This window comes from Streptococcus ilei (assembly GCF_000479335.1).
Classification (GTDB): domain Bacteria; phylum Bacillota; class Bacilli; order Lactobacillales; family Streptococcaceae; genus Streptococcus; species Streptococcus ilei.
Genome location: NC_022584.1, coordinates 349,374 through 371,895 on the forward strand (window position 1 = coordinate 349,374; position 22,522 = coordinate 371,895).

At 45.1% G+C, this 22,522-nt stretch carries 26 protein-coding genes and 1 tRNA gene; 24 read left to right on the forward strand and 3 right to left on the reverse strand.

Annotated elements, in window-relative coordinates; translation table 11 throughout:
• The first annotated feature begins 53 nt into the window (after positions 1-53).
• From hemW to ldcB, 19 genes are all read left to right on the forward strand, one after another.
• A complete protein-coding gene (gene hemW / locus N596_RS01755; RefSeq protein ID WP_023026729.1) occupies positions 54-1,184 on the forward strand; it encodes a radical SAM family heme chaperone HemW in 1,131 nt (376 codons plus the stop codon).
• Positions 1,185-1,187: 3 nt separating this feature from the next.
• The gene (locus N596_RS01760) at positions 1,188-1,946 is read left to right on the forward strand and encodes an acyl-ACP thioesterase domain-containing protein (protein WP_023026730.1); all 759 of its coding nucleotides are present in this window, start codon (positions 1,188-1,190) and stop codon (positions 1,944-1,946) included.
• On the forward strand, positions 1,928-2,632 hold the full coding sequence (locus N596_RS01765; protein WP_023026731.1) for a hypothetical protein: 705 nt from the start codon (positions 1,928-1,930) through the stop codon (positions 2,630-2,632). Before N596_RS01760 ends, N596_RS01765 begins: the two co-directional genes overlap by 19 nt.
• Positions 2,622-3,392 carry a TIGR01457 family HAD-type hydrolase gene (locus tag N596_RS01770; protein ID WP_023023020.1) on the forward strand — a complete coding sequence of 257 codons (771 nt, stop codon included), beginning with the start codon at positions 2,622-2,624 and terminating at the stop codon, positions 3,390-3,392. Before N596_RS01765 ends, N596_RS01770 begins: the two co-directional genes overlap by 11 nt.
• Positions 3,385-4,014, forward strand: a complete 630-nt coding sequence (locus N596_RS01775; RefSeq protein WP_023023022.1) for a TIGR01906 family membrane protein — start codon at positions 3,385-3,387, stop codon at positions 4,012-4,014. The genes N596_RS01770 and N596_RS01775 overlap by 8 nt, the downstream gene beginning before the upstream one ends.
• A 12-nt stretch (positions 4,015-4,026) precedes the next feature.
• Positions 4,027-4,986 carry a CPBP family intramembrane glutamic endopeptidase gene (locus N596_RS01780; RefSeq protein ID WP_023023024.1) on the forward strand — a complete coding sequence of 320 codons (960 nt, stop codon included), beginning with the start codon at positions 4,027-4,029 and terminating at the stop codon, positions 4,984-4,986.
• Positions 4,987-5,415: 429 nt separating this feature from the next.
• Positions 5,416-5,817 (forward strand): Imm6 family immunity protein, encoded by a 402-nt coding sequence (locus N596_RS01785; RefSeq protein WP_506344842.1) that lies wholly within the window; start codon positions 5,416-5,418, stop codon positions 5,815-5,817.
• A gap of 329 nt (positions 5,818-6,146) precedes the next feature.
• On the forward strand, positions 6,147-6,341 hold the full coding sequence (locus N596_RS01790; protein WP_023023028.1) for a hypothetical protein: 195 nt from the start codon (positions 6,147-6,149) through the stop codon (positions 6,339-6,341).
• Positions 6,342-6,424: 83 nt separating this feature from the next.
• Positions 6,425-8,257, forward strand: coding sequence for an excinuclease ABC subunit UvrC (gene uvrC, locus N596_RS01795; protein ID WP_023026732.1), 1,833 nt, complete (start codon positions 6,425-6,427; stop codon positions 8,255-8,257).
• Between the two features lie 94 nt (positions 8,258-8,351).
• Complete coding sequence (locus N596_RS01800; protein WP_042361065.1) at positions 8,352-9,188, forward strand: metallophosphoesterase family protein; 837 nt, start codon at positions 8,352-8,354, stop codon at positions 9,186-9,188.
• Between the two features lie 79 nt (positions 9,189-9,267).
• Positions 9,268-9,873 (forward strand): nitroreductase family protein, encoded by a 606-nt coding sequence (locus tag N596_RS01805; protein ID WP_023026734.1) that lies wholly within the window; start codon positions 9,268-9,270, stop codon positions 9,871-9,873.
• A gap of 127 nt (positions 9,874-10,000) precedes the next feature.
• Positions 10,001-11,407, forward strand: coding sequence for a dipeptidase PepV (pepV, locus tag N596_RS01810; RefSeq protein ID WP_023026735.1), 1,407 nt, complete (start codon positions 10,001-10,003; stop codon positions 11,405-11,407).
• 52 nt (positions 11,408-11,459) lie between these two features.
• Positions 11,460-12,053: a uracil-DNA glycosylase family protein gene (locus N596_RS01815; RefSeq protein WP_023026736.1), complete on the forward strand. Its 594-nt coding sequence runs from the start codon at positions 11,460-11,462 to the stop codon at positions 12,051-12,053.
• Positions 12,054-12,086: 33 nt separating this feature from the next.
• Positions 12,087-12,578 (forward strand): prolyl-tRNA synthetase associated domain-containing protein, encoded by a 492-nt coding sequence (locus N596_RS01820; protein ID WP_023026737.1) that lies wholly within the window; start codon positions 12,087-12,089, stop codon positions 12,576-12,578.
• Positions 12,579-12,599: 21 nt separating this feature from the next.
• On the forward strand, positions 12,600-12,881 hold the full coding sequence (locus N596_RS01825; RefSeq protein ID WP_023026738.1) for a rhodanese-like domain-containing protein: 282 nt from the start codon (positions 12,600-12,602) through the stop codon (positions 12,879-12,881).
• A gap of 98 nt (positions 12,882-12,979) precedes the next feature.
• On the forward strand, positions 12,980-14,281 hold the full coding sequence (locus tag N596_RS01830; RefSeq protein ID WP_023026739.1) for a DUF6574 domain-containing protein: 1,302 nt from the start codon (positions 12,980-12,982) through the stop codon (positions 14,279-14,281).
• An 82-nt stretch (positions 14,282-14,363) separates the two neighbouring features.
• Complete coding sequence (locus N596_RS01835) at positions 14,364-15,005, forward strand: hypothetical protein (protein WP_023026740.1); 642 nt, start codon at positions 14,364-14,366, stop codon at positions 15,003-15,005.
• Between the two features lie 3 nt (positions 15,006-15,008).
• Entirely contained in the window at positions 15,009-16,154 is a 1,146-nt protein-coding gene (locus N596_RS01840) for a TcaA NTF2-like domain-containing protein (RefSeq protein ID WP_023026741.1), read from the forward strand.
• Between the two features lie 10 nt (positions 16,155-16,164).
• Complete coding sequence (gene ldcB / locus N596_RS01845; protein ID WP_042361068.1) at positions 16,165-16,938, forward strand: LD-carboxypeptidase LdcB/DacB; 774 nt, start codon at positions 16,165-16,167, stop codon at positions 16,936-16,938.
• A 102-nt stretch (positions 16,939-17,040) separates the two neighbouring features.
• Here ldcB and N596_RS01850 read toward each other — a convergent pair whose 3' ends face one another.
• The 3 genes from N596_RS01850 to N596_RS01860 all read right to left on the reverse strand — a co-directional run bounded on the left by N596_RS01850 (position 17,041) and on the right by N596_RS01860 (position 19,619).
• Positions 17,041-17,283 (reverse strand): type B 50S ribosomal protein L31, encoded by a 243-nt coding sequence (locus N596_RS01850; RefSeq protein WP_023023047.1) that lies wholly within the window; start codon positions 17,281-17,283, stop codon positions 17,041-17,043.
• A 222-nt stretch (positions 17,284-17,505) separates the two neighbouring features.
• Positions 17,506-18,498 (reverse strand): hypothetical protein, encoded by a 993-nt coding sequence (locus tag N596_RS01855; protein WP_023026744.1) that lies wholly within the window; start codon positions 18,496-18,498, stop codon positions 17,506-17,508.
• A 182-nt stretch (positions 18,499-18,680) separates the two neighbouring features.
• On the reverse strand, positions 18,681-19,619 hold the full coding sequence (locus N596_RS01860; protein WP_023026745.1) for a DHH family phosphoesterase: 939 nt from the start codon (positions 19,617-19,619) through the stop codon (positions 18,681-18,683).
• A 177-nt stretch (positions 19,620-19,796) separates the two neighbouring features.
• On the opposite strand from N596_RS01860, the gene N596_RS01865 reads away from it, so the two are divergent.
• The 5 genes from N596_RS01865 (at position 19,797) to N596_RS01885 (ending at position 22,434) form a co-directional block, all read left to right on the forward strand.
• Positions 19,797-20,240, forward strand: a complete 444-nt coding sequence (locus N596_RS01865) for a flavodoxin (protein WP_023026746.1) — start codon at positions 19,797-19,799, stop codon at positions 20,238-20,240.
• 119 nt (positions 20,241-20,359) lie between these two features.
• Positions 20,360-20,641 carry a chorismate mutase gene (locus tag N596_RS01870; protein ID WP_023026747.1) on the forward strand — a complete coding sequence of 94 codons (282 nt, stop codon included), beginning with the start codon at positions 20,360-20,362 and terminating at the stop codon, positions 20,639-20,641.
• Between the two features lies 1 nt (position 20,642).
• A complete protein-coding gene (locus tag N596_RS01875) occupies positions 20,643-21,854 on the forward strand; it encodes a chloride channel protein (protein ID WP_042361071.1) in 1,212 nt (403 codons plus the stop codon).
• Positions 21,855-21,971: 117 nt separating this feature from the next.
• A complete protein-coding gene (rplS, locus tag N596_RS01880; protein ID WP_003016418.1) occupies positions 21,972-22,319 on the forward strand; it encodes a 50S ribosomal protein L19 in 348 nt (115 codons plus the stop codon).
• A gap of 43 nt (positions 22,320-22,362) precedes the next feature.
• A tRNA-Arg gene (locus tag N596_RS01885) sits at positions 22,363-22,434 on the forward strand.
• Positions 22,435-22,522: the final 88 nt, after the last annotated feature.

Below are 22,522 nucleotides of genomic sequence, written 5' to 3' on the forward strand. Positions count from 1 at the left end.
CCCCCTCTTTTTTCTGCTCGGGCTTTGGTCGGAAATGTGGTATAATAAAGGTTATGCAAGCTAAACCGTCTTCTGCCTATGTGCATATTCCATTTTGTACCCAGATTTGTTATTATTGTGACTTTTCTAAGGTTTTTATCAAGAATCAACCGGTCGATGCCTATCTGGAACACTTAATCCAGGAGACTCGATCCTATGAGATTGGCAAACTGCGTACTCTCTACATTGGTGGAGGGACACCGACAGCTCTATCTGCCCAGCAACTGGCCTATCTCTTGACAGAATTGCCCAAGTTCATGGACCTATCGGAGGTAGAAGAGTTTACCATCGAGGCCAATCCAGGAGATTTGGATCCGGATAAGATTGCGGTCCTCAAGGACTCTCAGGTCAATCGGGTCTCTCTGGGTGTCCAAACCTTTGATAACAAGATGCTGAAAAAGATCGGACGGAGTCACCAGGAGCAGGATATCTATGACAATATCCGCCACCTCAAGCAGGCTGGCTTTGATAACATTTCTATCGACTTGATCTATGCTCTGCCGGGTCAGACCATGGACCAGGTCAAGGAAAATGTCGCCAAGGCGATCGACTTGGACATCCCCCATATGAGTCTCTATAGTTTGATTTTAGAAAACCACACGGTCTTTATGAATCGGATGAGACGAGGCAAGCTTCCTCTGCCCAAAGAAGAGCTGGAAGCAGAGATGTTCGAGTACATCATTGAAGAGCTGGAAAAAGCAGGCTTTGAACATTATGAGATTTCTAATTTCTCTAAGCCTGGCTTTGAAAGTCGGCACAATCTGGTCTACTGGGATAATGCAGAATACTATGGTCTAGGAGCAGGAGCTTCAGGCTATGTGGACGGGATTCGCTACAAGAATCATGGGCCTATCCGGCATTATCTGGTGGCTGTTGAGGCAGGTAAGGCTCGGATAACAGAGGAGCACCTGACACTGGAAGAGAAAATGGAAGAGGAGTTGTTCCTCGGTCTACGGAAAAAGACAGGTGTGTCCAAGGCACGTTTTGAAGAAAAATTTGGTGTCTCCTTTGACCAACGCTATGGACAAGTGGTGGCCAGTCTGACGGAGCAGGGACTCTTGGTTCCAGATGACAAGCAGGTTCGGATGACCAAGAGAGGCTTGTTCCTTGGAGATACCGTAGCAGAGAAATTTATATTGGAGTAAACGATGGCTAAAATTTATCAGTATGACATGAAAGTTCCCTTTGATATGAGCGATGTGAATGGCTTTATCAAGATGCCACAGCTCATCCTCCTGTCCTTGCAGGTCTCAGGCATGCAGTCGATGGAGCTGGGTGTCAGTGACAGGGACCTGCTCGAACAGCGCAATCTGGTGTGGATCATCACCGACTATGACATCACGGTTCACCGCCTACCAGTCTTTGATGAGCAGATTACCATTGAGACCCAGGCCCTGGCCCACAACCGTCTCTTTTGCTACCGTTCCTTTGTCGTTAGAGACCAGAATGGGGAAGCCATCGTAGAAATGGTGGCGACTTTTGTCTTGATGGATCGGGACAGTCGTAAGGTCCAATCCGTACCAGAGGAAGTCACTGCCCCATATGACTCCCCATTTGAGAAGAAGATCCGCCGTGGTCCACGCTATCCAGAACTGAATGGAGCCATGGAGCAGGACTACCATGTGCGTTTCTATGATTTGGACATGAACGGCCATGTCAACAACAGCAAGTACCTAGACTGGGTCTTTGAAGTGATGGGAGCGGAATTCCTAACCCAGCATATCCCCAAACGGGTCCATCTTAAGTATGTCAAAGAAGTATTACCTGGAGGCATGATCACCTCTAGTGTCGAGCGAGAAGGAATGGTCAGCAACCATGTCATCTCATCAGAAGGGCAAATCCACGCCCAAGCCCTCATCACTTGGGAAGAAATAGATAAGGAAACATTATGGAAAAACGAAGATTAAAACAAAAAAAAGAAGACTTAATGGAGGTTCAACGACGGGTTGTTGCCTATGCTCGTCGTAAGAAAAATCCCCTCTATGTATTGGGAGATGGTTTCTTGACCTTAGTCGCAGCCTTTTATATCTTTATTGAGGAAGCGATTCAATTTATACGCTATCGATTGAGTTTTGAAGCCTTTCTTCGGTTTCTTAAGGAAGATGTACGCTGGTATCGTGTCTGGATTCATTTGACTTTGGCTTTTATCCTGCCTGTTGTCGTCTTCTCCTTGAGTATCACCAGTCAATCAGGAAGCTTCTGGAGTAACTTCTTTGACAAGCTCTCCCAAGGTGTCCTCTTCAGTACGACTATCAGCCTCGCAGCGACCTTAATGACAGACTTCATTGAGACCATGAAGCCTATCCAGGCCGAGAAAGAAAGCAATGAGAAAAAAGAAACCGGCGTCTATACCATTACCATTGATCAGGCTAAGATTGGTGGCTTAATGGTGACCATCGTCATCTTGATGATTTCCTCCTTCCTCTTTACTCAGGCTGGAAAAGCAAGTATCAATTTCTTCGGTCTGGTCCTACAATTTGTCTTATACGGGGCTTGCTTGCTTCTCTATGGAGCAGGTGGCCAGTTTCAATTTCAGGAGAAAGAAGCAGAGGAATTAAGTGAAAAAGGAGACCAAGAATCTCGTGACTTATAAGGGTTATTTAATTGACTTAGATGGAACTATTTATAAAGGGAAAGAGCGGATTCCAGCTGGGGAAGCCTTTGTCCACGAATTGCAAGAGCGTCAGATCCCCTACCTCTTTGTGACCAACAATACCACGCGGACGCCAGAAATGGTCCAAGAGATGCTGGCAGGCCAATTCAACATCGAAACGCCGCTGGATACCATCTATACAGCGACACTAGCAACCATTGATTATATGGTGGATATGAATCTTGGAAAAACCGCCTATGTCATTGGAGATGTTGGCTTGAAACAAGCCATTGCTGAGGCAGGCTTCGTCGAAGATACCGTCAATCCAGCCTATGTCGTGGTGGGTCTCGACTGGGAAGTGGACTATGAGAAATTCTCTATCGCTACCTTGGCCATTCAAAAGGGAGCGCATTTTATCGGGACCAATCCTGACCTCAATATCCCGACAGAGCGGGGAATGATGCCAGGGGCGGGTGCTCTAAATGCTCTTATCGAAGCGGCAACGCGCGTGAAGCCGACCTTTATCGGTAAGCCCAATGCCATCATTATGGACAAGGCCATCGCTCACCTGGGACTAGAGCGCGAAGAAGTGGTCATGGTGGGAGACAATTACCTGACCGACATCCGAGCAGGAATTGACAATGGCATTCCTACTTTGCTGGTGACAACTGGCTTTACCAAGCCAGAAGAAGTGCCGGATCTGCCCTTGCCACCAACGCATGTCCTATCTAGCTTAGCGGAGTGGGATTTCGATGCGTGATCGGTTAAAGGTAACGGGCTTTGTCCTCTGGCTCTTAGCAACAGTGATTTTAGGGACCATTCTCGTAGCCTGGTTGATTTATCCCATGGAGATTAGCTGGTTACGAATTCAAAATCGGACCGGTTTGACTCCTGCAGTCATTCAGAAGAACTTTCAAGTCCTCATGCAGTATTTGACCAGTCCTTTTAATTGGAAGCTGGAGATGCCAGATTTTCCATCCTCTCCAGATGGCCTCCATCATTTTCAAGCAGTCAAGTACCTCTTTCACCTGACTCAGATCTTGTTCCTGGTCTTGTTGCCAGTGGCTATACGATTTATTCGAACGGTCATGCGTAAAGGCTACGCAGGTCTCTATCGCCCTTTATTTGGTGGGATGGTTCTCTTGCCTATCGTCATAGGAGGAGTGACCCTATTTATTGGCTTTGATCAATTCTTTACCCTCTTTCACCAAGTCCTCTTTGTCGGAGATGCTACTTGGCTCTTTGATCCCTACAAGGATCCCATCATATTAGCTCTTCCGGAGGACTATTTCCTACATGCCTTTCTGATTTTCTTTGTTCTCTATGAGGGGGCTTTTGGATGGTGCTACGGATGGAGCCGGAAAACAAAAACAGTAGATTAGCGGAGTGAATGGATGAAACAGTTTAATCGATTTTTAGATCCCAAAAAGGATTTGGGAAGCTTTTCGGGGATGGTTTGTCTCTATCTCTTGGTCATGGTCTTTGTTAGCATCATTTTGACCTTTGCCATTACCCTCTTTATGTTTGGACGGTATGGATTGGAGATGGCAGAGAAGCAGGAGTATGTAGAAAATCTCATCAATGGGAATGGGATTAGCTACCTGATATCTGTCAGTATAGGTGTCTTCCTATTTGCCCTTTATCGGCAAGGCTCCCTCTTTAAAGGAGATGTGAGACAAAAGGGACGCAAGATGACCTGGCAGACTTTCTTAGTATTCATTGCCTTCTTGGGGTTCGCCCAATTGGCTTCTAGCGCCTTGTCTCAACTCTTAGACCACATGATGGAAACTCTAGGCTTTTTCAAGCCACAAGAGGATATGTCCGAGCAACTCAGCCAGTCTTGGAGCCTCTTGCTCTATGCGACTCTGATCGGTCCTATCACAGAGGAATTGGTTTTCCGGGTTGCTGGACTGAGAGCCTTGGAAAAGTATGGAAAAGTCTTTGCGATCGTCATGACAGCCTTGGCTTTTGGAATGTTCCATGCCAATTTTGATCAGTTGTTCTTTGCGACAATTATCGGCTTAGGCTTTGGCTACTTGACCTTCGAGTATTCGATCTGGTGGGCTATTTTCTACCATATCTTTAACAACCTGGTCCTCTCTCAAGGGCTTCATTACCTCGGTACGCATGTCAATATGAATGTAGCTGAGTGGGTTCAAATTCTGGTCTTTTTAGGTGGAACCATCGCCTTTACCATCGTCTTGATTTTAAAAAGAAAAGCTATTTTTCACTATATTCAAGAAAACCGACCAGCACCTGGTGTCTTCCAAAGAAGCTTGTATTCCTTCTGGTTCTGGGTCTTGGTCCTTGGGACAACTCTTATGTCTTTGCTTCCTTATTTAAAAGGCTATTAATATCAAAGAGGGATCGTTTTCGATCCCTCTTTGATTGAAGATAAATTCTTCTGAAAAACTTTCCTTAGGTGAGTACGGACGTCAGCGAACTTCAAGGAAGTTCCATGACTTAGTTTTGAGCCCCTTCGCTCTTTAATTTCTGGGCTCAGGCTAAAACAGTTCCCAAAACTGTTTTACTCTCAAAACTCCTGAGTGCCTGAAATTCGAATTGTTTCAGGCACTTTTCTCACGGCAGAAAGTTTTTTATCCTCTTAATTGACTAAAAAAGTCATTTTTTTATAAATATCTAACTATTTTACTTAAAACAATAGTCTGTCTCCATTATAATAGAGAGAGTGTAAGACAAGGAGAAAGTATGTTTGATCGTTATTTGATGCTTACTTTTTAGAAGCGATCGTTAATCAACTGGCAACACCCTATAAACCTCGGATTCGCTCTGCTTTCGATGCTTGTTGGAGCTTTTTGGAGAATAAAGATAGAGGTGGAGAAGAGCTCTATGCTCTGTTGGATGATGGAACTGATGATGGTGGTATTTTCATTTATATGCAATTGGATGAAAATGAAGCGAATATCCCATCCTGGGATAATATCAGTTACGCGATAGGCTCAACTGCAAAAGAAGCTTATTCATTTGAAAATAAGGCAGCACTATCGTCTCCTTTGGAAAATATCGACGGTTCTTTGTTAGAGATTTTTATTGAGAATTTAAAAGAAATCAATTTTAATTTTTATGATCACGTTCAGGATATCAAAGACTTCCTTGCGCGTGGCAAATCACCATCTAAGAAAGAGGCCTTGAACGAATTAAAGAGAATAGGATTGTTGCAATGAAAACATTTGAAGATAATTTAATGATATTTTGAACATTCCATTATGTTTTATGCTACAATGAAAGCGAAAATAGTTCGTTTAGGTTAGAAAGGAGAAGCATAAATGCGTGGCCTTAAAATTAAACTATCATTATTTTGTTTCTCTCTTCTAATCCTGACATCAATAGCTTATTTTAGCAATAAATTAACATGCCCCCTTTTTTTAAAGCTTATATTTTACTCAATAATCATTGCTTATTGTTTCAATATAGCTTTTAGTTTATATAGTAAGAGGTAGAGCTAGTTATCCACATTAAAGTGGACGTAATATAATAAGCTTTTATAAGGAAAATGAAGAATACAATTGCAATTTGGATCGGTCATTTTTCAGATGTTATTTTTGTTAAATCATCAATCAATTTAATAGATTATAGAGAGGTTGGGCAAAATCTGTTCACCCTTCGCTGTTTAATTAATAGGAATAAATATATGACGCAGTGGTTGATTGGTAGCTTTGTTCGCTTTTTAAGCTCCAAAGATGCCTAATCAACTGTGCGGGGGTGGGAAGACGAACTCTTTTAAACTTGTCGGAGTTCTTTCCCACTCCCTTTTTTGCTATAATAGAGAGTATGAATAACTTGATTAAATCCAAGCTCGAGCTCTTGCCGACGAGTCCGGGCTGTTACATTCACAAAGATAAGAACGGTACCATCATCTATGTGGGGAAGGCCAAGAATCTTCGCAATCGGGTGCGGTCCTATTTCCGAGGGAGTCACGATACCAAGACGGAGGCGCTGGTATCTGAGATTGTGGATTTTGAATTTATCGTCACTGAGTCCAATATTGAGGCCTTGCTTCTCGAGATCAACCTCATCAAGGAGAACAAACCCAAGTACAATATCATGCTCAAGGACGATAAGTCCTATCCCTTCATCAAGATTACCAATGAGCGCTACCCGCGTCTCATCATCACGCGACAGGTCAAAAAGGATGGCGGTCTCTATTTCGGTCCCTATCCGGATGTGGGGGCGGCCAATGAGATCAAGCGACTCTTAGACCGGATTTTCCCTTTTCGCAAGTGTACCAATCCTCATTCTAAGGTCTGCTTTTATTACCATCTAGGGCAGTGTATGGCCCACACGGTATGTCACAAGGACGAGGCCTATTTCAAGGGCATGGCACAGGAAGTTTCTGATTTCCTTAAAGGGCAGGATGACAAGATTATCGATGAGCTCAAGCTCAAGATGAATACCGCTGCACAAAACATGGAATTCGAGCGGGCTGCCGAATACCGGGATCTGATCCAGGCTATCGGGACTTTGCGGACCAAACAGCGGGTCATGGCCAAGGATTTGCAGAACCGGGATGTCTTTGGTTACTACGTGGACAAGGGCTGGATGTGTGTACAGGTCTTCTTTGTTCGTCAGGGCAAGCTGATCGAGCGGGATGTCAATCTCTTCCCTTACTACAATGATCCAGACGAGGATTTCCTGACCTATGTCGGGCAGTTTTACCAGGAGAAATCTCACCTAATCCCCAATGAAATCCTGATCCCTCAAGATATCGATGAGGAAGCGGTCAAGGCTCTTGTGGATACTAAGGTCCTCAAGCCCCAGCGAGGGGAGAAGAAGCAGTTGGTCAATCTGGCCATCAAGAATGCGCGTGTCAGTCTAGAGCAGAAGTTTAATCTCCTTGAAAAATCCATGGAAAAGACACAAGGTGCTATTGAAAATCTTGGAAAACTCCTGCAAATACCAACTCCTGTGCGGATTGAGTCTTTTGATAATTCCAATATCATGGGGACCAGTCCGGTTTCTGCCATGGTGGTCTTTGTCAATGGGAAGCCAAGCAAAAAGGACTATCGCAAGTACAAGATCAAGACTGTCGTCGGGCCAGACGACTATGCCAGCATGCGGGAGGTCATTCGTAGACGCTACAGCCGGGTCATTCGGGATGGCCTGACGCCACCAGACCTAATCGTTATCGATGGGGGTCAGGGCCAGGTCAATATTGCAAAGCAAGTCATCCAAGAAGAGTTGGGACTGGACATTCCCATCGCGGGTCTGCAAAAGAATGACAAGCACCAGACCCATGAATTGCTCTTTGGCGATCCTCTCCAAGTCATCGAACTCTCTCGGACTTCTCAGGAATTCTTCCTTCTCCAGCGGATCCAGGATGAAGTTCACCGTTTTGCCATCACCTTCCACCGCCAGCTACGGTCCAAGAATTCCTTCTCCTCCCAGTTAGACGGTATCGAAGGCTTGGGTCCAAAACGCAAGCAGTTGCTGATGAAGCAATTCAAGTCACTGACCAAGATCAAAGAAGCAACTGTAGATGAGATCGTCACAGTCGGCATCCCACGGGCAGTGGCAGAGGCGGTGCAAGCCAAGCTTCATCAAGGACAGCAAGAAGATGCAAGTCCGTTGATGGAAGTGGCGGAGCCCTCCCAAGGATTTAAGTAATTGCACCATCCATTTTCATGGATGGTTTTTACGTTTTACTCCTAATTTTGTTATACTTAATGCACACAGATTTTTGATCCATAAAGGAGTAGTTATGAACCATCGTATCGCTATTTTATCTGATATCCACAGAGATACGACAGCCCTGGAGGCAGTGATTGCGGATGCGCGTGCTCAAGGCGCGACGGAATACTGGCTTTTAGGGGATATTTTGTTACCAGGTCCAGGAAGAGAGGATCTTTTTGATTTGCTGGACGCGATTCCTATTACAGCGGCTGTTCGAGGAAATTGGGACGATTGTGTCCTAGAGGCTTTGGATGGCGAGTACGGGCTTGAGGATCTGCAGGAGATCCAGATGCTTCGTCTCATTCAGTACCTCATGGAAGGACTGGATCCTAAGCGGATCGATTGGCTTCGCTCGCTTCCTCTAATGGAGAAGAAGGAGATAAACGGCATTCGCTTTTCACTGACCCACAACTTACCAGAAAAGAATTATGGTGGGGACTTGCGTCCAGCTAATGCGACGGAAAACTTTGACCAATTGCTCGATGACCAGACCGATGTGGCCATCTACGGTCATGTCCACAAGCAATTGCTTCGCTATGGTAGTCAGGGCCAGCATATCATCAATCCTGGTTCCATTGGCATGCCTTATTTTGACTGGGAACAGCTCCAAAATCATAGAGCCCAGTATGCGCTGATCGATGTTGAAGAAGATGGGGTGACCAACCTGCAATTTCGCAAGGTAGCTTACGACTATGAAGCAGAGCTCCAAGATGCCAAAGATAAGGGACTTCCCTTTATTGAGATGTACGAAGAATTGAGACGAGAGGATAATTATCGGGGCCATAACAAAGAACTCCTCGCAAGTCTTAATAAGAAGTATGGTTATGACCAAGATGTCAAGAACTTCTATGACTTTCTCTCCTAAAAGATCAATGAAAAAACTCTGCAAGCTCTTTCATTTTGTGTTAAAATAGAGGTAATAGAATTAGAAAAGGAAGTTGACTATGAAATTCCTAGAACTCAACAAAAAACGTCATACGATCAAGCATTTCACAGACCAGCCGGTCGATCCCAAGGATGTGCGGACAGCTATTGAAATTGCGACATTGGCTCCAAGTGCGCACAATAGCCAACCATGGAAATTCGTGGTCGTTCGTCAGAAAAATGCGGAATTGGCTAAACTAGCCTATGGGGGGAATTATGACCAAGTCATGGAAGCACCTGTGACCATCGCTCTCTTTACGGATACCGATTTGCAACGTCGGGCTCGGAAGATTGCGCGTGTCGGTGGGGTCAAAAACTTCACAGATGAGCAGTTGCAATACTTCATGCAAAATCTTCCCGCAGAATATGCTCGCTACAATGAACAACAGATCAGCGATTACTTGGCATTAAATGCTGGATTGGTCGCGATGAACTTGGTATTGGCCTTGACTGACCAAGGGATCGGCTCTAACATCATCCTGGGCTTTGACAAATCAAAGGTCAATGAAGTCTTGGAAATCGAAGAGCGTTTCCGTCCTGAACTCTTGATTACTGTCGGCTATGCTGCTGAGAAGGTAGAACCTAGCTACCGCTTGCCAGTAGACGAAATCATTGAAAAACGCTAATAGAAACAGGAAGAACCGGATGCTCTCGTCTCCTACGATACAAGTCCGGTTTTCTAGAATCCTTTGGTGGACAGTCGCTGATGGGATTCTAGGAGATTCAATTTAAATCGAACTAACGGAGGAATGCATGACAACAATTGACTTTAAAGCAGAAGTAGAAAAACGTCGCGAAGAAATGATGGCTGACCTTTTCAGCCTTTTAGAAATCAACTCAGAACGGGATGATAGCCAGGCAGATGCGACTCACCCTTATGGACCTGGACCAGTCAAAGCTCTTGAGAAATTCTTGGAAATTGCTGAGCGTGATGGCTATGAAACAACCAATGTGGACAACTATGCTGGACACTTCACCTTTGGACAAGGGGAAGAAGAGCTCGGGATCTTTGCCCACATGGATGTGGTGCCTGCAGGTAGTGGCTGGAACACAGATCCATACAAACCAGAGATTATCGATGGTAAGCTTTATGCCCGTGGTTCATCAGATGATAAGGGGCCTACAGTAGCTTGTTACTACGGCTTGAAGATCATCAAGGATCTGGGATTGCCTGTATCTAAGCGCGTGCGCTTCGTAGTCGGTACAGATGAAGAATCTGGCTGGGGTGATATGGACTACTATTTCAAACATGTCGGTCTTCCTGATCCAGACTTTGGTTTCTCTCCGGATGCTGAATTCCCAATCATCAACGGAGAAAAAGGAAACATTACCGAGTACCTCCATTTTGGTGGTCAAAACACAGGTCAAGCGCATCTTCATAGCTTCACCGGTGGCCTTCGTGAAAACATGGTACCTGAGTCAGCGACAGCTCTTGTTTCAGGACAATTGCCAGATCTAGCTAGTCTCTTGGAGGCCTTTGCCAATGAACACCAACTTCGTTATGAAGTAGCAACAGAGGATGACGGTAAATTTAAGTTCACTATTATCGGGAAATCTGCCCACGGCTCTACTCCAGAAGCTGGAATCAATGGAGCGACCTACTTGGCTCTCTTCTTGAACCAGTTTGACTTCGGTGGAGATGCCAAAGCTTACTTGCAGGTGTCAGCTTCTCTTCTTCATGAAGACTTTGCTGGTGAGAAGCTTGGCATTGCCCACACGGATGAAAAGATGGGGGCTCTCAGCATGAATGCGGGTGTCTTCAACTTTGATGAAAATAGCTCAGATAACACCATCGCCTTGAACATTCGTTACCCTAAAGGAACAGATCCAGAAACCATCAAAGCTGGACTTGAAAAAGTTGAAGGAGTGGCATCCGTTAGCTTGTCAGCTCACGGCCACACCACTCACTATGTTCCAATGGAAGATGAATTGGTCTCAACGCTGTTGCGTGTCTATGAAAAACAAACCGGACTGAAAGGTCATGAGCAAGTAATCGGTGGTGGAACCTTTGGTCGTCTATTAAAACGTGGGGTTGCCTTCGGTGCCATGTTCCCAGACTATGTGAACACTATGCACCAAGCCAATGAATTTACGGATGTAGAAGATCTCTACCGTGCAGCTGCAATTTACGCAGAAGCTATCTACGAACTCATCAAATAAGACGCTACTCAGTTGGCACTTGCTGGCTGAGTTTTTGCTTAGAGGAGGAGAAATGAAGCAACTAGAGCAGATCAAAAAAGCCATCATGGCTGATCCACAAAACAAAGACTATACGGATAAGGGGATCGAGCCCTTGTTTGCGGCACCAAAGACAGCTCGAATCAATATTATCGGACAGGCACCTGGCCTTAAGACACAGGAAGCAGGCCTCTACTGGAAGGACAAGAGTGGGGACCGCTTAAGGGAATGGTTAGGAGTCGATGAAGAGACCTTCTACCATTCGGGTATATTTGCGGTCATTCCTATGGACTTTTATTTCCCAGGTCATGGCAAGTCAGGAGATCTGCCACCTCGCAAGGGCTTTGCGGAAAAGTGGCATCCTCAACTCCTCAAAGAGTGTCCAGATATTGAGTTGACCCTCTTGATTGGCCAGTACGCCCAAGCCTACTATCTTCATGAGAAGGTCAGTGGCAAGGTGACAGAGCGGGTGAGACGGTACAAGGACTACCTGCCCGACTATTTCCCTCTGGTCCACCCTTCGCCTCGCAATCAGATCTGGATGGCCAAGAATCCTTGGTTTGAGGCAGAAGTGGTGCCGGCTCTCCGGTCTCGAGTCCAGCAGATTATAGCCGAACATACAAAATAATAGTTAGTGATAATTGTAAAAGGAGGTATTTCCATGGATCCATATCAAAAAGTCAAAGCCAAATTGGACGAGCTCGGGATTGAATTTGATGTGGTGGAGCATCCACCAGCATTGACTACCGAGCAGGCCGATTCCTATATTGAAGGTCTCGAAGGGGTCCGGACAAAGTCCATGTTTTTGACCAACAAAAAGAAAACCCAGTACTATCTGCTCATCATGGATGATCAGAAGCTCTTGGATATGGATGACTTCAAAGAGCAAGTAGGAGCCAATCGGATCCGCATGGCTTCAGCTGAATCTCTGGCAGAAAAAATGCAATTACCAGCTGGGACAGTATCTCCATTTGGCTTGTTAAACAATGAAGAAAAAGATATTCTCGTCTATTTTGATCAGGATATTGTGTCAGAGGAAATCATGACCTTCCATCCTAACACCAATGAAAAGACCATTTTTATCAAAACCCAGGACCTATTCCGCTTTTTAGAGTCCATTGATTTTAAATACGAAATACTAACCTTGCCATAGTGGCATCAAAAAGGAGAAATCATGAAAGAAATTCCATTTAATGACTTTTTAGCAAAGTACCAAGTTGGAGAGATCCAAGTCGTCGATGTCCGTGAGCAGGAGGAATACGATGCCCTTCATCTGGACGGAGTGACCTTGCTTCCCTTATCCGTGTTGGCAGAACGGTATTCAGAACTAGACAAGGAGCAAGCCTATTATGTCATCTGCAAGTCTGGCCGGCGCTCAGCCCGTGCCTGCCAATTTTTGGAAGAAGAGGGCTATGATGTGACCAACGTCCAAGGTGGCATGGATGCATTTGAATAGTTGGGATGCTCTAGACAGTTGATTCCTGTAGAATATTGAATTATAGCTAAAATTTTTATATAATATATCTGTATTTTATTTTATAAGGAGATTATTTTATGATCAAACAGGATTGGCTTGATTACTTTGAAGCTGTGAACGGTCGTTCAGCAACTGAAGCAGAGATCGCACAAGCATTGGCTGCAGGTGAGTTCCAAGAAGAACAGGCAGCTCAAGAAGCTTCACAATTTGTAGGTGCTCCAGTAGCTCCAGACCAAGCAAGCGCTGGCTTCGTCGCTGCTCCAGTAGCACCAGAAGAAGTGGCTTCACAATTTGCTACTGCTCCAGAAGCACCAGCTCCAGAAGCAGCTTCACAATTCGCGGCTGCTCCAGAAGCACCAGTACAAGAAGCGCCACAATTCACAGCTGCTCCAGAAGCGCCAGCACAAGAAACGCCACAATTTGCTGCTGCGCCAGAGGTACCAGTACAAGAAGCACCTCAATTTGCTGCTGCGCCAGAAGCGCCAGTCCAAGAAGCGCCACAATTTGCTGCTACTCCAGAAGCACCAGTACAAGAAGCACCACAGTTCGCTACTGCTCCAGAAGCACCAGTACAAGAAGCGCCACAATACACTGCTGCGCCAGAAGGACCAGCATTTGGTGCTCAACCAAATAGCTTCCAGCAAGCACCTCAACAACAGCCGCAACCAGGATTTGGTCAACCGGCTCCGGGTCAAGCTCCAGGTCAAGGCTTCCAGCAAGCACCTTATCCAGGACAACCTCAACCAGGTCAAGCTTATTATGCACAACCTGCCCAACCAAATGCCTTTGGACAAGCAATGAAAGGATTCTGGTCATGGTTCGTTTCTGCTTTGGTTCGTCCAACAGTAGAAACTCAACCAAGAGTATTGAATGGTATCCTTCATTATGTCTTGACTGCATTTATCCTTAGCCTCTCACTTTTCTTCGTGGCGAGTGCCTTCCCTTACGCTGAAGTTGGATTTACAGCTTACCTATTGATTGTCATTGTAACTTTCTTTACAATTTATGTTACGCAATTAACTGGTTTCTTGGTTCGTAACCTTGTCTTGCAAGATAAAGAATACACCTACAAACGTTCATTCGATGAGTTTACTCGCTTGTCTATCTATGCCTTGCCAGCATCCCTCATTGTCTTGATTTTTTCTCTAGTCAAGTACTTTGAAGGATTTATCTTCCTTCGATCGTTAATCTTCTTTCTCTATTTCTTAGGCTTGCTCTATACTGTTTACCAAGGTTTGAACAGAACAAAATTCAAGGCTGACAAATTCTTGTTGCTCCTTGCTTCTTCAGCAGTCATTCTAGTCATCTTCACAATTGTTGGCATCATTGACAGACGTATTTTAGAACAAGTATCTATCTATATCGCTTCCTTCTTCTAATTAGATAGGAACCTGATCATAAAATTCTTGTTCATATTCATATCGGGATAAAAAATATTTTAGGTTTTAGGAGAACATACCGATGAACAAAAAATGGGTAGAATTATTTGAAAAAGTAATCGGTCGCAAACCTACTCCTGAAGAATTCATTGCCGGAAGAGATTCCGGCTTTGATTTTAAGGCAATCAAATCGATTGCTGGAGTAGCTATTGATCAAGTGGCTTCAGAAGCGCCAGGACTAGGAGTGCAGGAGTCAGTAGAAGCGGTTGTAAATCCTCTTCAACTTGCTTGGGAAGAGCATTTTATCGCCCTCTATGGACGTTCACCGCTTCCAGAAGAGATTGAATCTGCTCGAAGCCAGAATTTTGAAATCGTAGAAGCACCTGCTCCGACGATTAACTTGGAAGAGACCAATCAGACAACGCAGGTCTTCGCACCAGTGGAGAATCCATCAGAGACCCCAGAAAACTTGTCCCAGCCAGTTGAAGCTCTAGCGCCAGCAGAGGCTCCAGAGCAAGAAGAAGCTGTCAAGAAAGGCAAGGAAAAGAAAGAAAAGAAAGTCAAAAAAGAGAAAAAAGGCAAGAAAAAGAAAGTCTTCTTCTTCAGTATTTTGGCTTTGTTGGTCTTGGCCTTGTCTGGTCTAGGCTATTACTTCTCATCAACTACAGGCCCACAGGTGACAGTGGATAAATTGGTCACAGCCATTGAACAAAAGGATTACTGAGAAGTGGCGAGCATTCTTTCTACTGACAAGGATAAGTGGACCAAGGAAGAAGCTCAAGGCTTGCTAGACTATATGACCTCTCAGAAGATCGATGTCATCTACGAATTAGATCATATCGCTCAGTCTTCAAAAACAGGTAGCATCAAGGACAAAAATCAGAATCTACTGATCGGAATTGAGAAGGCGGATAAGAAATTCGGTATCTTCCAAGAATACCGCATCGCGACCTATCCACTTGAAGTCACAGCGGTTACGAATCTGGATGATGCCAAGCTTAAGACCAGCGAAAAAGAGTCGACAGTGCTCAAAAAGAACCAAACGACCAAACTTGGAGAGGTTCACTTTGCGCCACGAGACATGCAACTAGATGGTAAGACAGAAGTTGGAAAAATCTCTAGTGAGGTCAAACTAGACCCAGCTCAGGCTTCTAAGAATAAGCTGAACTTGACCTTCAATTCTGAAAAACGTCTTCTCGAAATTGAATTCCCAGAGGAAGTAAGCAATCCAACTGATATCAAGGTAGCAGTGAATGGTAAGGAAGTCGGCACAAGTACCTTATTTGAAGTCGATGTCGTAGCCCATCAAGAAATCGAAGTTCATGCAGTCTTTAGTGTCAATGGTGAGAGCTATACAACTGAAAAAGCTAAAGTCACGATCGGTGAAACTCCTGATGACGATGAAGTCATCACTTTGAAACTTTCTAAGGATGTGGCCAAACGATTGAAAGATGCAGAAACAGCTCGTAAAGCCAAGGAAGAAGAAGCCAAGAAGGCTGAAGAGAAGAAAACCTCTGTAACCTCCTTCCTCCAAGACTATCGCACAGAAGTCTTCTCATCTGTCTCAAGTAGATCCAACACCTACTCCAAGTACTATGACACTTCAAGTGACGCCTACAAGGAAATGGTGGAGTGGACAACAGGTGGTGGAGTCAAGAAGGCTGAAATCGACTACTATACACCAGGTGTTTTTAACGTCCTTAGCATTACCGAAGAGAACGGAATGGTGATCGTGAAAACCCACGAAGAATATACTGTACATTATGTGACCAGCCGAAAAGATAGCCAGAGTAGCAAAGACAAGACCTACACTCTAAAACCAGTAGGGGATACTTATGTGATTACGGCTATTGCGGTCACAGCTGGTAATTAGGAGGATTATGATGAAATTAAGCATGACAAAATGGACGCTTGCTGGCCTTGTTCTTTTGAGCCTAGGCGCTTGTGGCCAACAGAAGGAATCAAAGAGCTCAACGCAAAAAGAGCCTGCTTCCAGTAAGCAAGTCGCACAGTCATCAGCCGGAAAAGAAACCAGTGCTTCTGAAGCAACATCGTCTAACGATAGCGATAAGTCAAGGAAGAAGGCAGGCGAAGTCACCGTGGACCAAGGTGTTTCCTTCAATGGTTCTTATTATAGTGTCCAAGGAAAATCTGGAGATATCGTCATCGCCAACAAGCACTACCCCTTAGCTGCAGACTACAATCCAGGTGAGGATCCGACAGCTGTTGCGGCCTTGCATGAGTTGATTGCGGCTATGCAGGCAGAAGGCTATGCTATCAGTGATCAGTACAGTGGTTTCCGCAGTTATGAGACCCAGGTTGATCTCTACCAAAGCTATGTCAATCAAGATGGGGCAGCAGCGGCAGATCGCTACTCAGCTCGTCCTGGCTATAGTGAGCACCAGACAGGTCTAGCATTTGACCTCATCGATACCAGTGGCAATCTCGTTCAAGAATCAGGCGCAAGCAAATGGTTGCTTAAGAACGCTGCCAAGTATGGCTTTATCGTCCGCTATCAAGAAGGGAAAGAAGCGAGCACAGGCTACATGCCTGAAAGCTGGCACCTTCGCTATATCGGAGAAGATGCAAAAGATGTCGCAGCCTCAGGTAAAAGCTTAGAAGAATACTTCAACTTTACCGGTGGCGACTACGAATAACAAGAAAACCGCTCTTTCAGGAATCCTGAAGGAGCGGTATTTTTTGTGCTGGGCAGGACAAGAAAAAACCACTGCCAAGTGGAAGTGGTTTTGATGGGTTTCTTATTTGAGACCGTATTTTTTGTTGAAACGATCCACACGTCCATCTGCTTGAGTGAACTTTTGACGTCCAGTGTAGAATGGGTGTGAGTCTGATGAAATTTCAACACGGATCAATGGGTAAGTTTCACCTTCGAATTCAACAGTCTCGTTAGAGTACTTAGTTGAACCACTAAGGAACTTATAACCAGTAGTAGTGTCCATGAAGACAACAGGGCGATATTCTGGATGGATATCTTTTTTCATTTTGCAATAATTCCTTTCTGCCATGGTCTCTTTCCGAGCCATAGATTGTTACTAAGTTAGTTTATCAAAAACAAAAGAGTTTGGCAAGGATTTTTACCAAATTTTTCGCATTTTTATTAAGAAAAAAGTGGGAGAAGCTCATCCTATCAGACAAGCTTTTCCCACTCTGCCTAACAGTCCCAGTAAAGAAATGTTGGACATGTAAGATCAATAGAAATCTTTTTATTCTTGACCAGGTTCAGTAGTTGGCTGTTCTGGTTGTTGAGGTTGCTGTTGCTCTTGAGGTTGCCAAGGTTGTTGAGGCGCTTGTTGGAACCCTTGTTGAGGCTGTTGAGGTGCTTGTTGGAACCCTTGCTGAGGTTGTTGGAATCCTTGTTGAGGCGCTTGTTGGAATCCTTGCTGAGGTTGTTGGAACCCTTGTTGAGGCGCTTGTTGGAATCCTTGTTGAGGTGCTTGTTGGAACCCTTGTCCTGGGGCAGGTTGACCAAACCCTTGTTGAGGTGCTTGTTGGAACCCTTGTCCTGGGGCAGGCTGACCAAACCCTTGTTGCGGTTGTTGCCATTGTTGTTGACCAGGTTGACCAAACCCTTGTTGAGGTGCTTGTTGGAAGCCTTGTCCTGGAGCAGGTTGACCAAATCCTTGTTGAGGCGCTTGTTGGAATCCTTGTCCTGGGGCAGGCTGACCAAACCCTTGTTGTGGTTGTTGCCATTGTTGTTGACCAGGTTGACCTGGTTGTTGTGGTGATTGGACAGATGATGCAACAGACTGTGCGAATCCTCTACTTGTTGATGCAAGTTCTTGGAATGTCCCTTTAGTGATTTTACCACCAGACATCGCAAGAAGTCCTGTGACAACAAGAGCAATACTTGCAATGACTGCAATAATCAAACCAAAACCAATAGAAAAGCCATCACCGAATTCAGATGAAGCACCCAAAACTCTAAACATAGTGATGATCGTAATTAAGCTTTCAAGAATACCGATAGCAATGACACCAATGGAAAAATTCTTGTTCATTGGTGGAGCAATGTTTGGAAGGCAAGCTAGAACGATGGCACCAATAGCTAGGACAACGATGACCCATCCAAATTCACCTCGAATTCCACTGAAAGAATAACTTCCGAAGGATCCACCATTAAGTGTACTCCACGGCAAAAAGGTAGAAATGGCAGTAAGAGCTGCTGCGACAATGATAAAAATACGATGTTTATGCATAAAACGTCTCCTTTTTTGTGATTATTATAGCATAAATAAGCTCAAACTGGAATGGAAATCTAAGAAATCGTTCACATTTTTCTAAATCTTATTAAAATTTATTCGTTTTTGTTTAAAATGAAAAAAGGCCAATCAACTCCACTAGAAATGACTGACCTGCTTGCTTGATTCTTCATGAACATCTATTTTGTCTTGGCAACTTCCTGTAGTTCCCGATAGATTTGCTCGTTTTCTTCTAAGGAATATGAATTGGCACCACTGGCGAGTGGGTGGCCTCCACCATCGTGGCGTTTGGCAATCTCATTGATCACCAGGGCTTTACTTCTCATACGGACGCGGTAGTGGCCATCGGCTTGCTCGACAAAAATAGCCCAAACACTGACGTCTTCGATTCGACCAGGTGCTGAGACGATCGCAGCAGTCTCGGCATCTGTGATTTGGTAGTGTTTGAGAAGCTCTTGGGTAAGGGTCACGCGACTTGCTCCATTTTCATCGATTTCGAGATGGTCATAGACATAACCTTGAAGCTTGGCAATCTTAGAGCTCATGCTATCCATCTGGCGAGAAAGACCTGCAAAGTCAAAGTTAAAGCTACGAAGGTGGGCAACCATCTCGAAAGTCCGGCTTGTCGTCGAAGGGTAGAGGAAGCGTCCAGTATCTCCGACAATACCGGCATAGAGGAGACGGGCCGCTTCTGGAGTGATTTCAAGCTTTTGTTCAAGAGCCAAGAGGGTGATGAGCTCGCTCGTAGAGCTCGAGTCAGTGTCTACCCAGAGGAGATCTCCGTAAGCATCATCGTTTGGATGGTGGTCAATCTTGACTAGAAAATCGCCACTCGTGTAGCGTTTGTCATCGATGCGAGGGGTGTTTGCAGTATCGCAGACAATGACCAGGGCACCTGCATAGTCCTCATCTGTGACAGTATCCATGCTAGCCATCCAAGCAAGAGTCGGCTCATTAAAGCCAGTAGCTAGGACTCTTTTGTCTGGGAAGTTGGTCTGGATGATTTCTTTCAAGCCGACCTGGCTTCCGATCGCATCCGGATCGGGATTCATATGACGGTGAAGGATAATGGTATCGTATTGGTTGATTTTCTCTAAAATGTCCTGTGTAATCTGCATATAGTACCTCATTTAGTTCTCATTCAATTTTAGCATAAGCAGGGCATTTGGAAAAGAAAAAGGTTGTCTGGCTCTCTGGTGGAGAATTTCCGAACAATGCCAGGTCCCCAGTACTTCCCTATGCAAAATTCGAGCGAAAGTGGTATAATGTCATAAGATTATTATTTGGAGGGAATTATGACATTAGCAAAGATTGTTTTTGCAAGTATGACAGGAAATACAGAAGAGATTGCTGATATCGTAGCCGATAAGTTTCGTGATCTTGGTGTCGAAGTAGAAGTCGACGAATGTACAACAGTAGACGCAGAGGACTTTCTTGAAGCTGACATTGCAGTCGTAGCGACCTATACCTACGGTGATGGTGAGCTTCCTGACGAAATCGTAGACTTTTATGAAGACTTAGCTGGTCTTGACTTGAATGGTAAGATTTACGGTGTTGTTGGTTCAGGTGATACCTTCTACGATGAGTTCTGTAAAGCAGTCGATGACTTTGATCGTGTCTTTGCAGCAACTGGTGCGGTTAAAGGTTCTGAGTGCGTCAAGGTAGACTTGTCAGCTGAAGATGAAGATATTGAAAAATTAGAAGCTTTTGCAGAAGAAGTCGTAGCAAAAGTAGGCTAATCCATAATTAAGAAAGGTGTTTGCATGTTGTTGTGGTTGAAAATGTTCAATAGCTGGATAGGGCTAGTAAGATAGCTCGATTTTTGATAAAATGGGTAGCAAAAAGTGAGGAGACCAGTATGGAATTAGAGAAGATTCGCCAAGAGATTGATAGTATTGATAAAGAATTGGTCCATTTATTGGAACGCCGGATGCACTGTGTAGAAGATATCATTCGGTACAAAGAAACGCATCAAAATCCTATCTTGGATCGGGCCAGAGAAGATGAGGTCTTAGCCAATGTCGCTGGCTTGGTGCAGGACAAGCGCTATGAAGAGACCATCCTTGCGACTTATCGGGACTTAATGAAGCGCTCCAGAGGCTACCAGGCCGATCAATTAGATGGGGACGAGGGTGCTTGAGATGACGATAAGTAAAAGAACCTTAGTATATACCCTAGACGCCATTATAATCGGGGGGATCGTCGGGGTAATTGATACTCTCTTCGGGCGTGTCTTGATTGGGATTGGAGAAGTTCGTACGGATTACCTTCTCTATCTCTTACCCTTTCTGCCTCTAGCCGGTATCTTGATCACCTATCTCAATCGCACCTATGGAGGTAAGAGTCAAAAAGGGATGGAGCTCCTCTTTGAAGTAGGAGAGGGAAGGGAGAAAGCCATTCCCAAGCGCTTGATTCCCTTGACCATCCTTTCTACCTGGTTGACCCATCTCTTTGGTGGATCTGCTGGTCGAGAAGGAGTAGCGGTCCAGCTTGGGGGAACAGTGGCCCATGCTCTTCGAAGAGACTGGCTTGGCCCTCACGCTTCACGGATTTATTTGGTCACTGGGATGGCTGCCGGCTTCGGGGGACTCTTTCAGACGCCTCTAGCTGCCATCTTCTTTGCTATGGAGGTCCTAGTGGTTGGGAGACTGGAGTGGCGGGCTCTTTATCCTGCGGCCATTGCAGCCTTTGTTGCTAGTTGGACCTCTCATACCTTGGGGCTAGAGAAGTTTACCCAGATTATTTCTGCCAAGCTCTCCCTATCCCCACAAGTCTTCTTGCAGTTGCTTCTCTTGGGGGTCATCTTTGGTCTGACTGGCAAGCTCTTTGCCTATCTCCTTGGCACGTTTAAACAAAGTTTTACCAGGGCCTTTTCCAATCCCTATGTGCGGATTGGAGTGGTCGGTCTTGGTCTGAGTATTCTCTTGTATCTGATTGGAGCAGGTCGCTACACGGGACTGGGGACCAATCTGATTTCCCAAAGTTTTGAAGGAGCTGATGGGAAGGGCTTGATCACTGGGGCAGACTGGATCCTCAAGCTCCTCTTCACGGTGTCGACCATTGCGGCAGGCTATAAGGGAGGAGAAGTGACTCCACTCTTTTCTATCGGGGCCAGTCTGGGTGTTTGGCTAGCTCCTTTCTTTGGACTTCCGGTTTATCTGGTAGCTGCCTTGGGCTATGCGGCAGTCTTTGCCGGAGCAACCTCGACCACGATTGGACCAATCTTGATCGGGTGTGAGGTCTTTGGTTTCCAACATTGGCCAGCCTTTCTCTTGGTCTGTCTGGTCGCAACTCGCCTCTTTCCAGCCCTGTCTATCTATGGTGGACAAAAAGTTGCGAAAAAGTTGCAATAATCCTTTACAAAAGGACATTCTTTTGGTATTATAAACTTTGTGCGTAATGGAAGCACAAAAATACAGTTTATCCGCTGAGGGAGTAGCCCTCAAGATTGACGAAGATAGGAGAATAAAATGAATCCATTAATTCAAAGCTTGACTGAAGGTCAACTTCGTACTGATATCCCTGCATTCCGTCCTGGTGACACTGTTCGTGTACACGCGAAAGTTGTCGAAGGAACTCGTGAACGTATCCAGATCTTTGAAGGCGTTGTTATCGCTCGTAAAGGTCAAGGACACACTGAAATGTACACTGTTCGTAAAATCTCTAACGGTGTCGGTGTTGAACGTACATTCCCAGTACACACTCCACGTGTAGAAAAGATTGAAGTTGTACGTTACGGTAAAGTACGTCGTGCGAAATTGTACTACCTTCGTGCATTGCAAGGTAAAGCAGCTCGTATTAAAGAAATCCGTCGTTAAGACGAACAAGGAGGCGGGAGTGATCTCGCTTCTTTTTTTATAGGTCCCCTTAGTTCAATGGATATAACAACTCCCTCCTAAGGAGTAGTTGCTGGTTCGATTCCGGCAGGGGACATGAACTTTTGATCATGTGGATTTTCTGATTGAGTAGGAATTCCTCTTTCGTGACTTTCCTTAGGTGAGTACGGACGTCAGCGAACTTC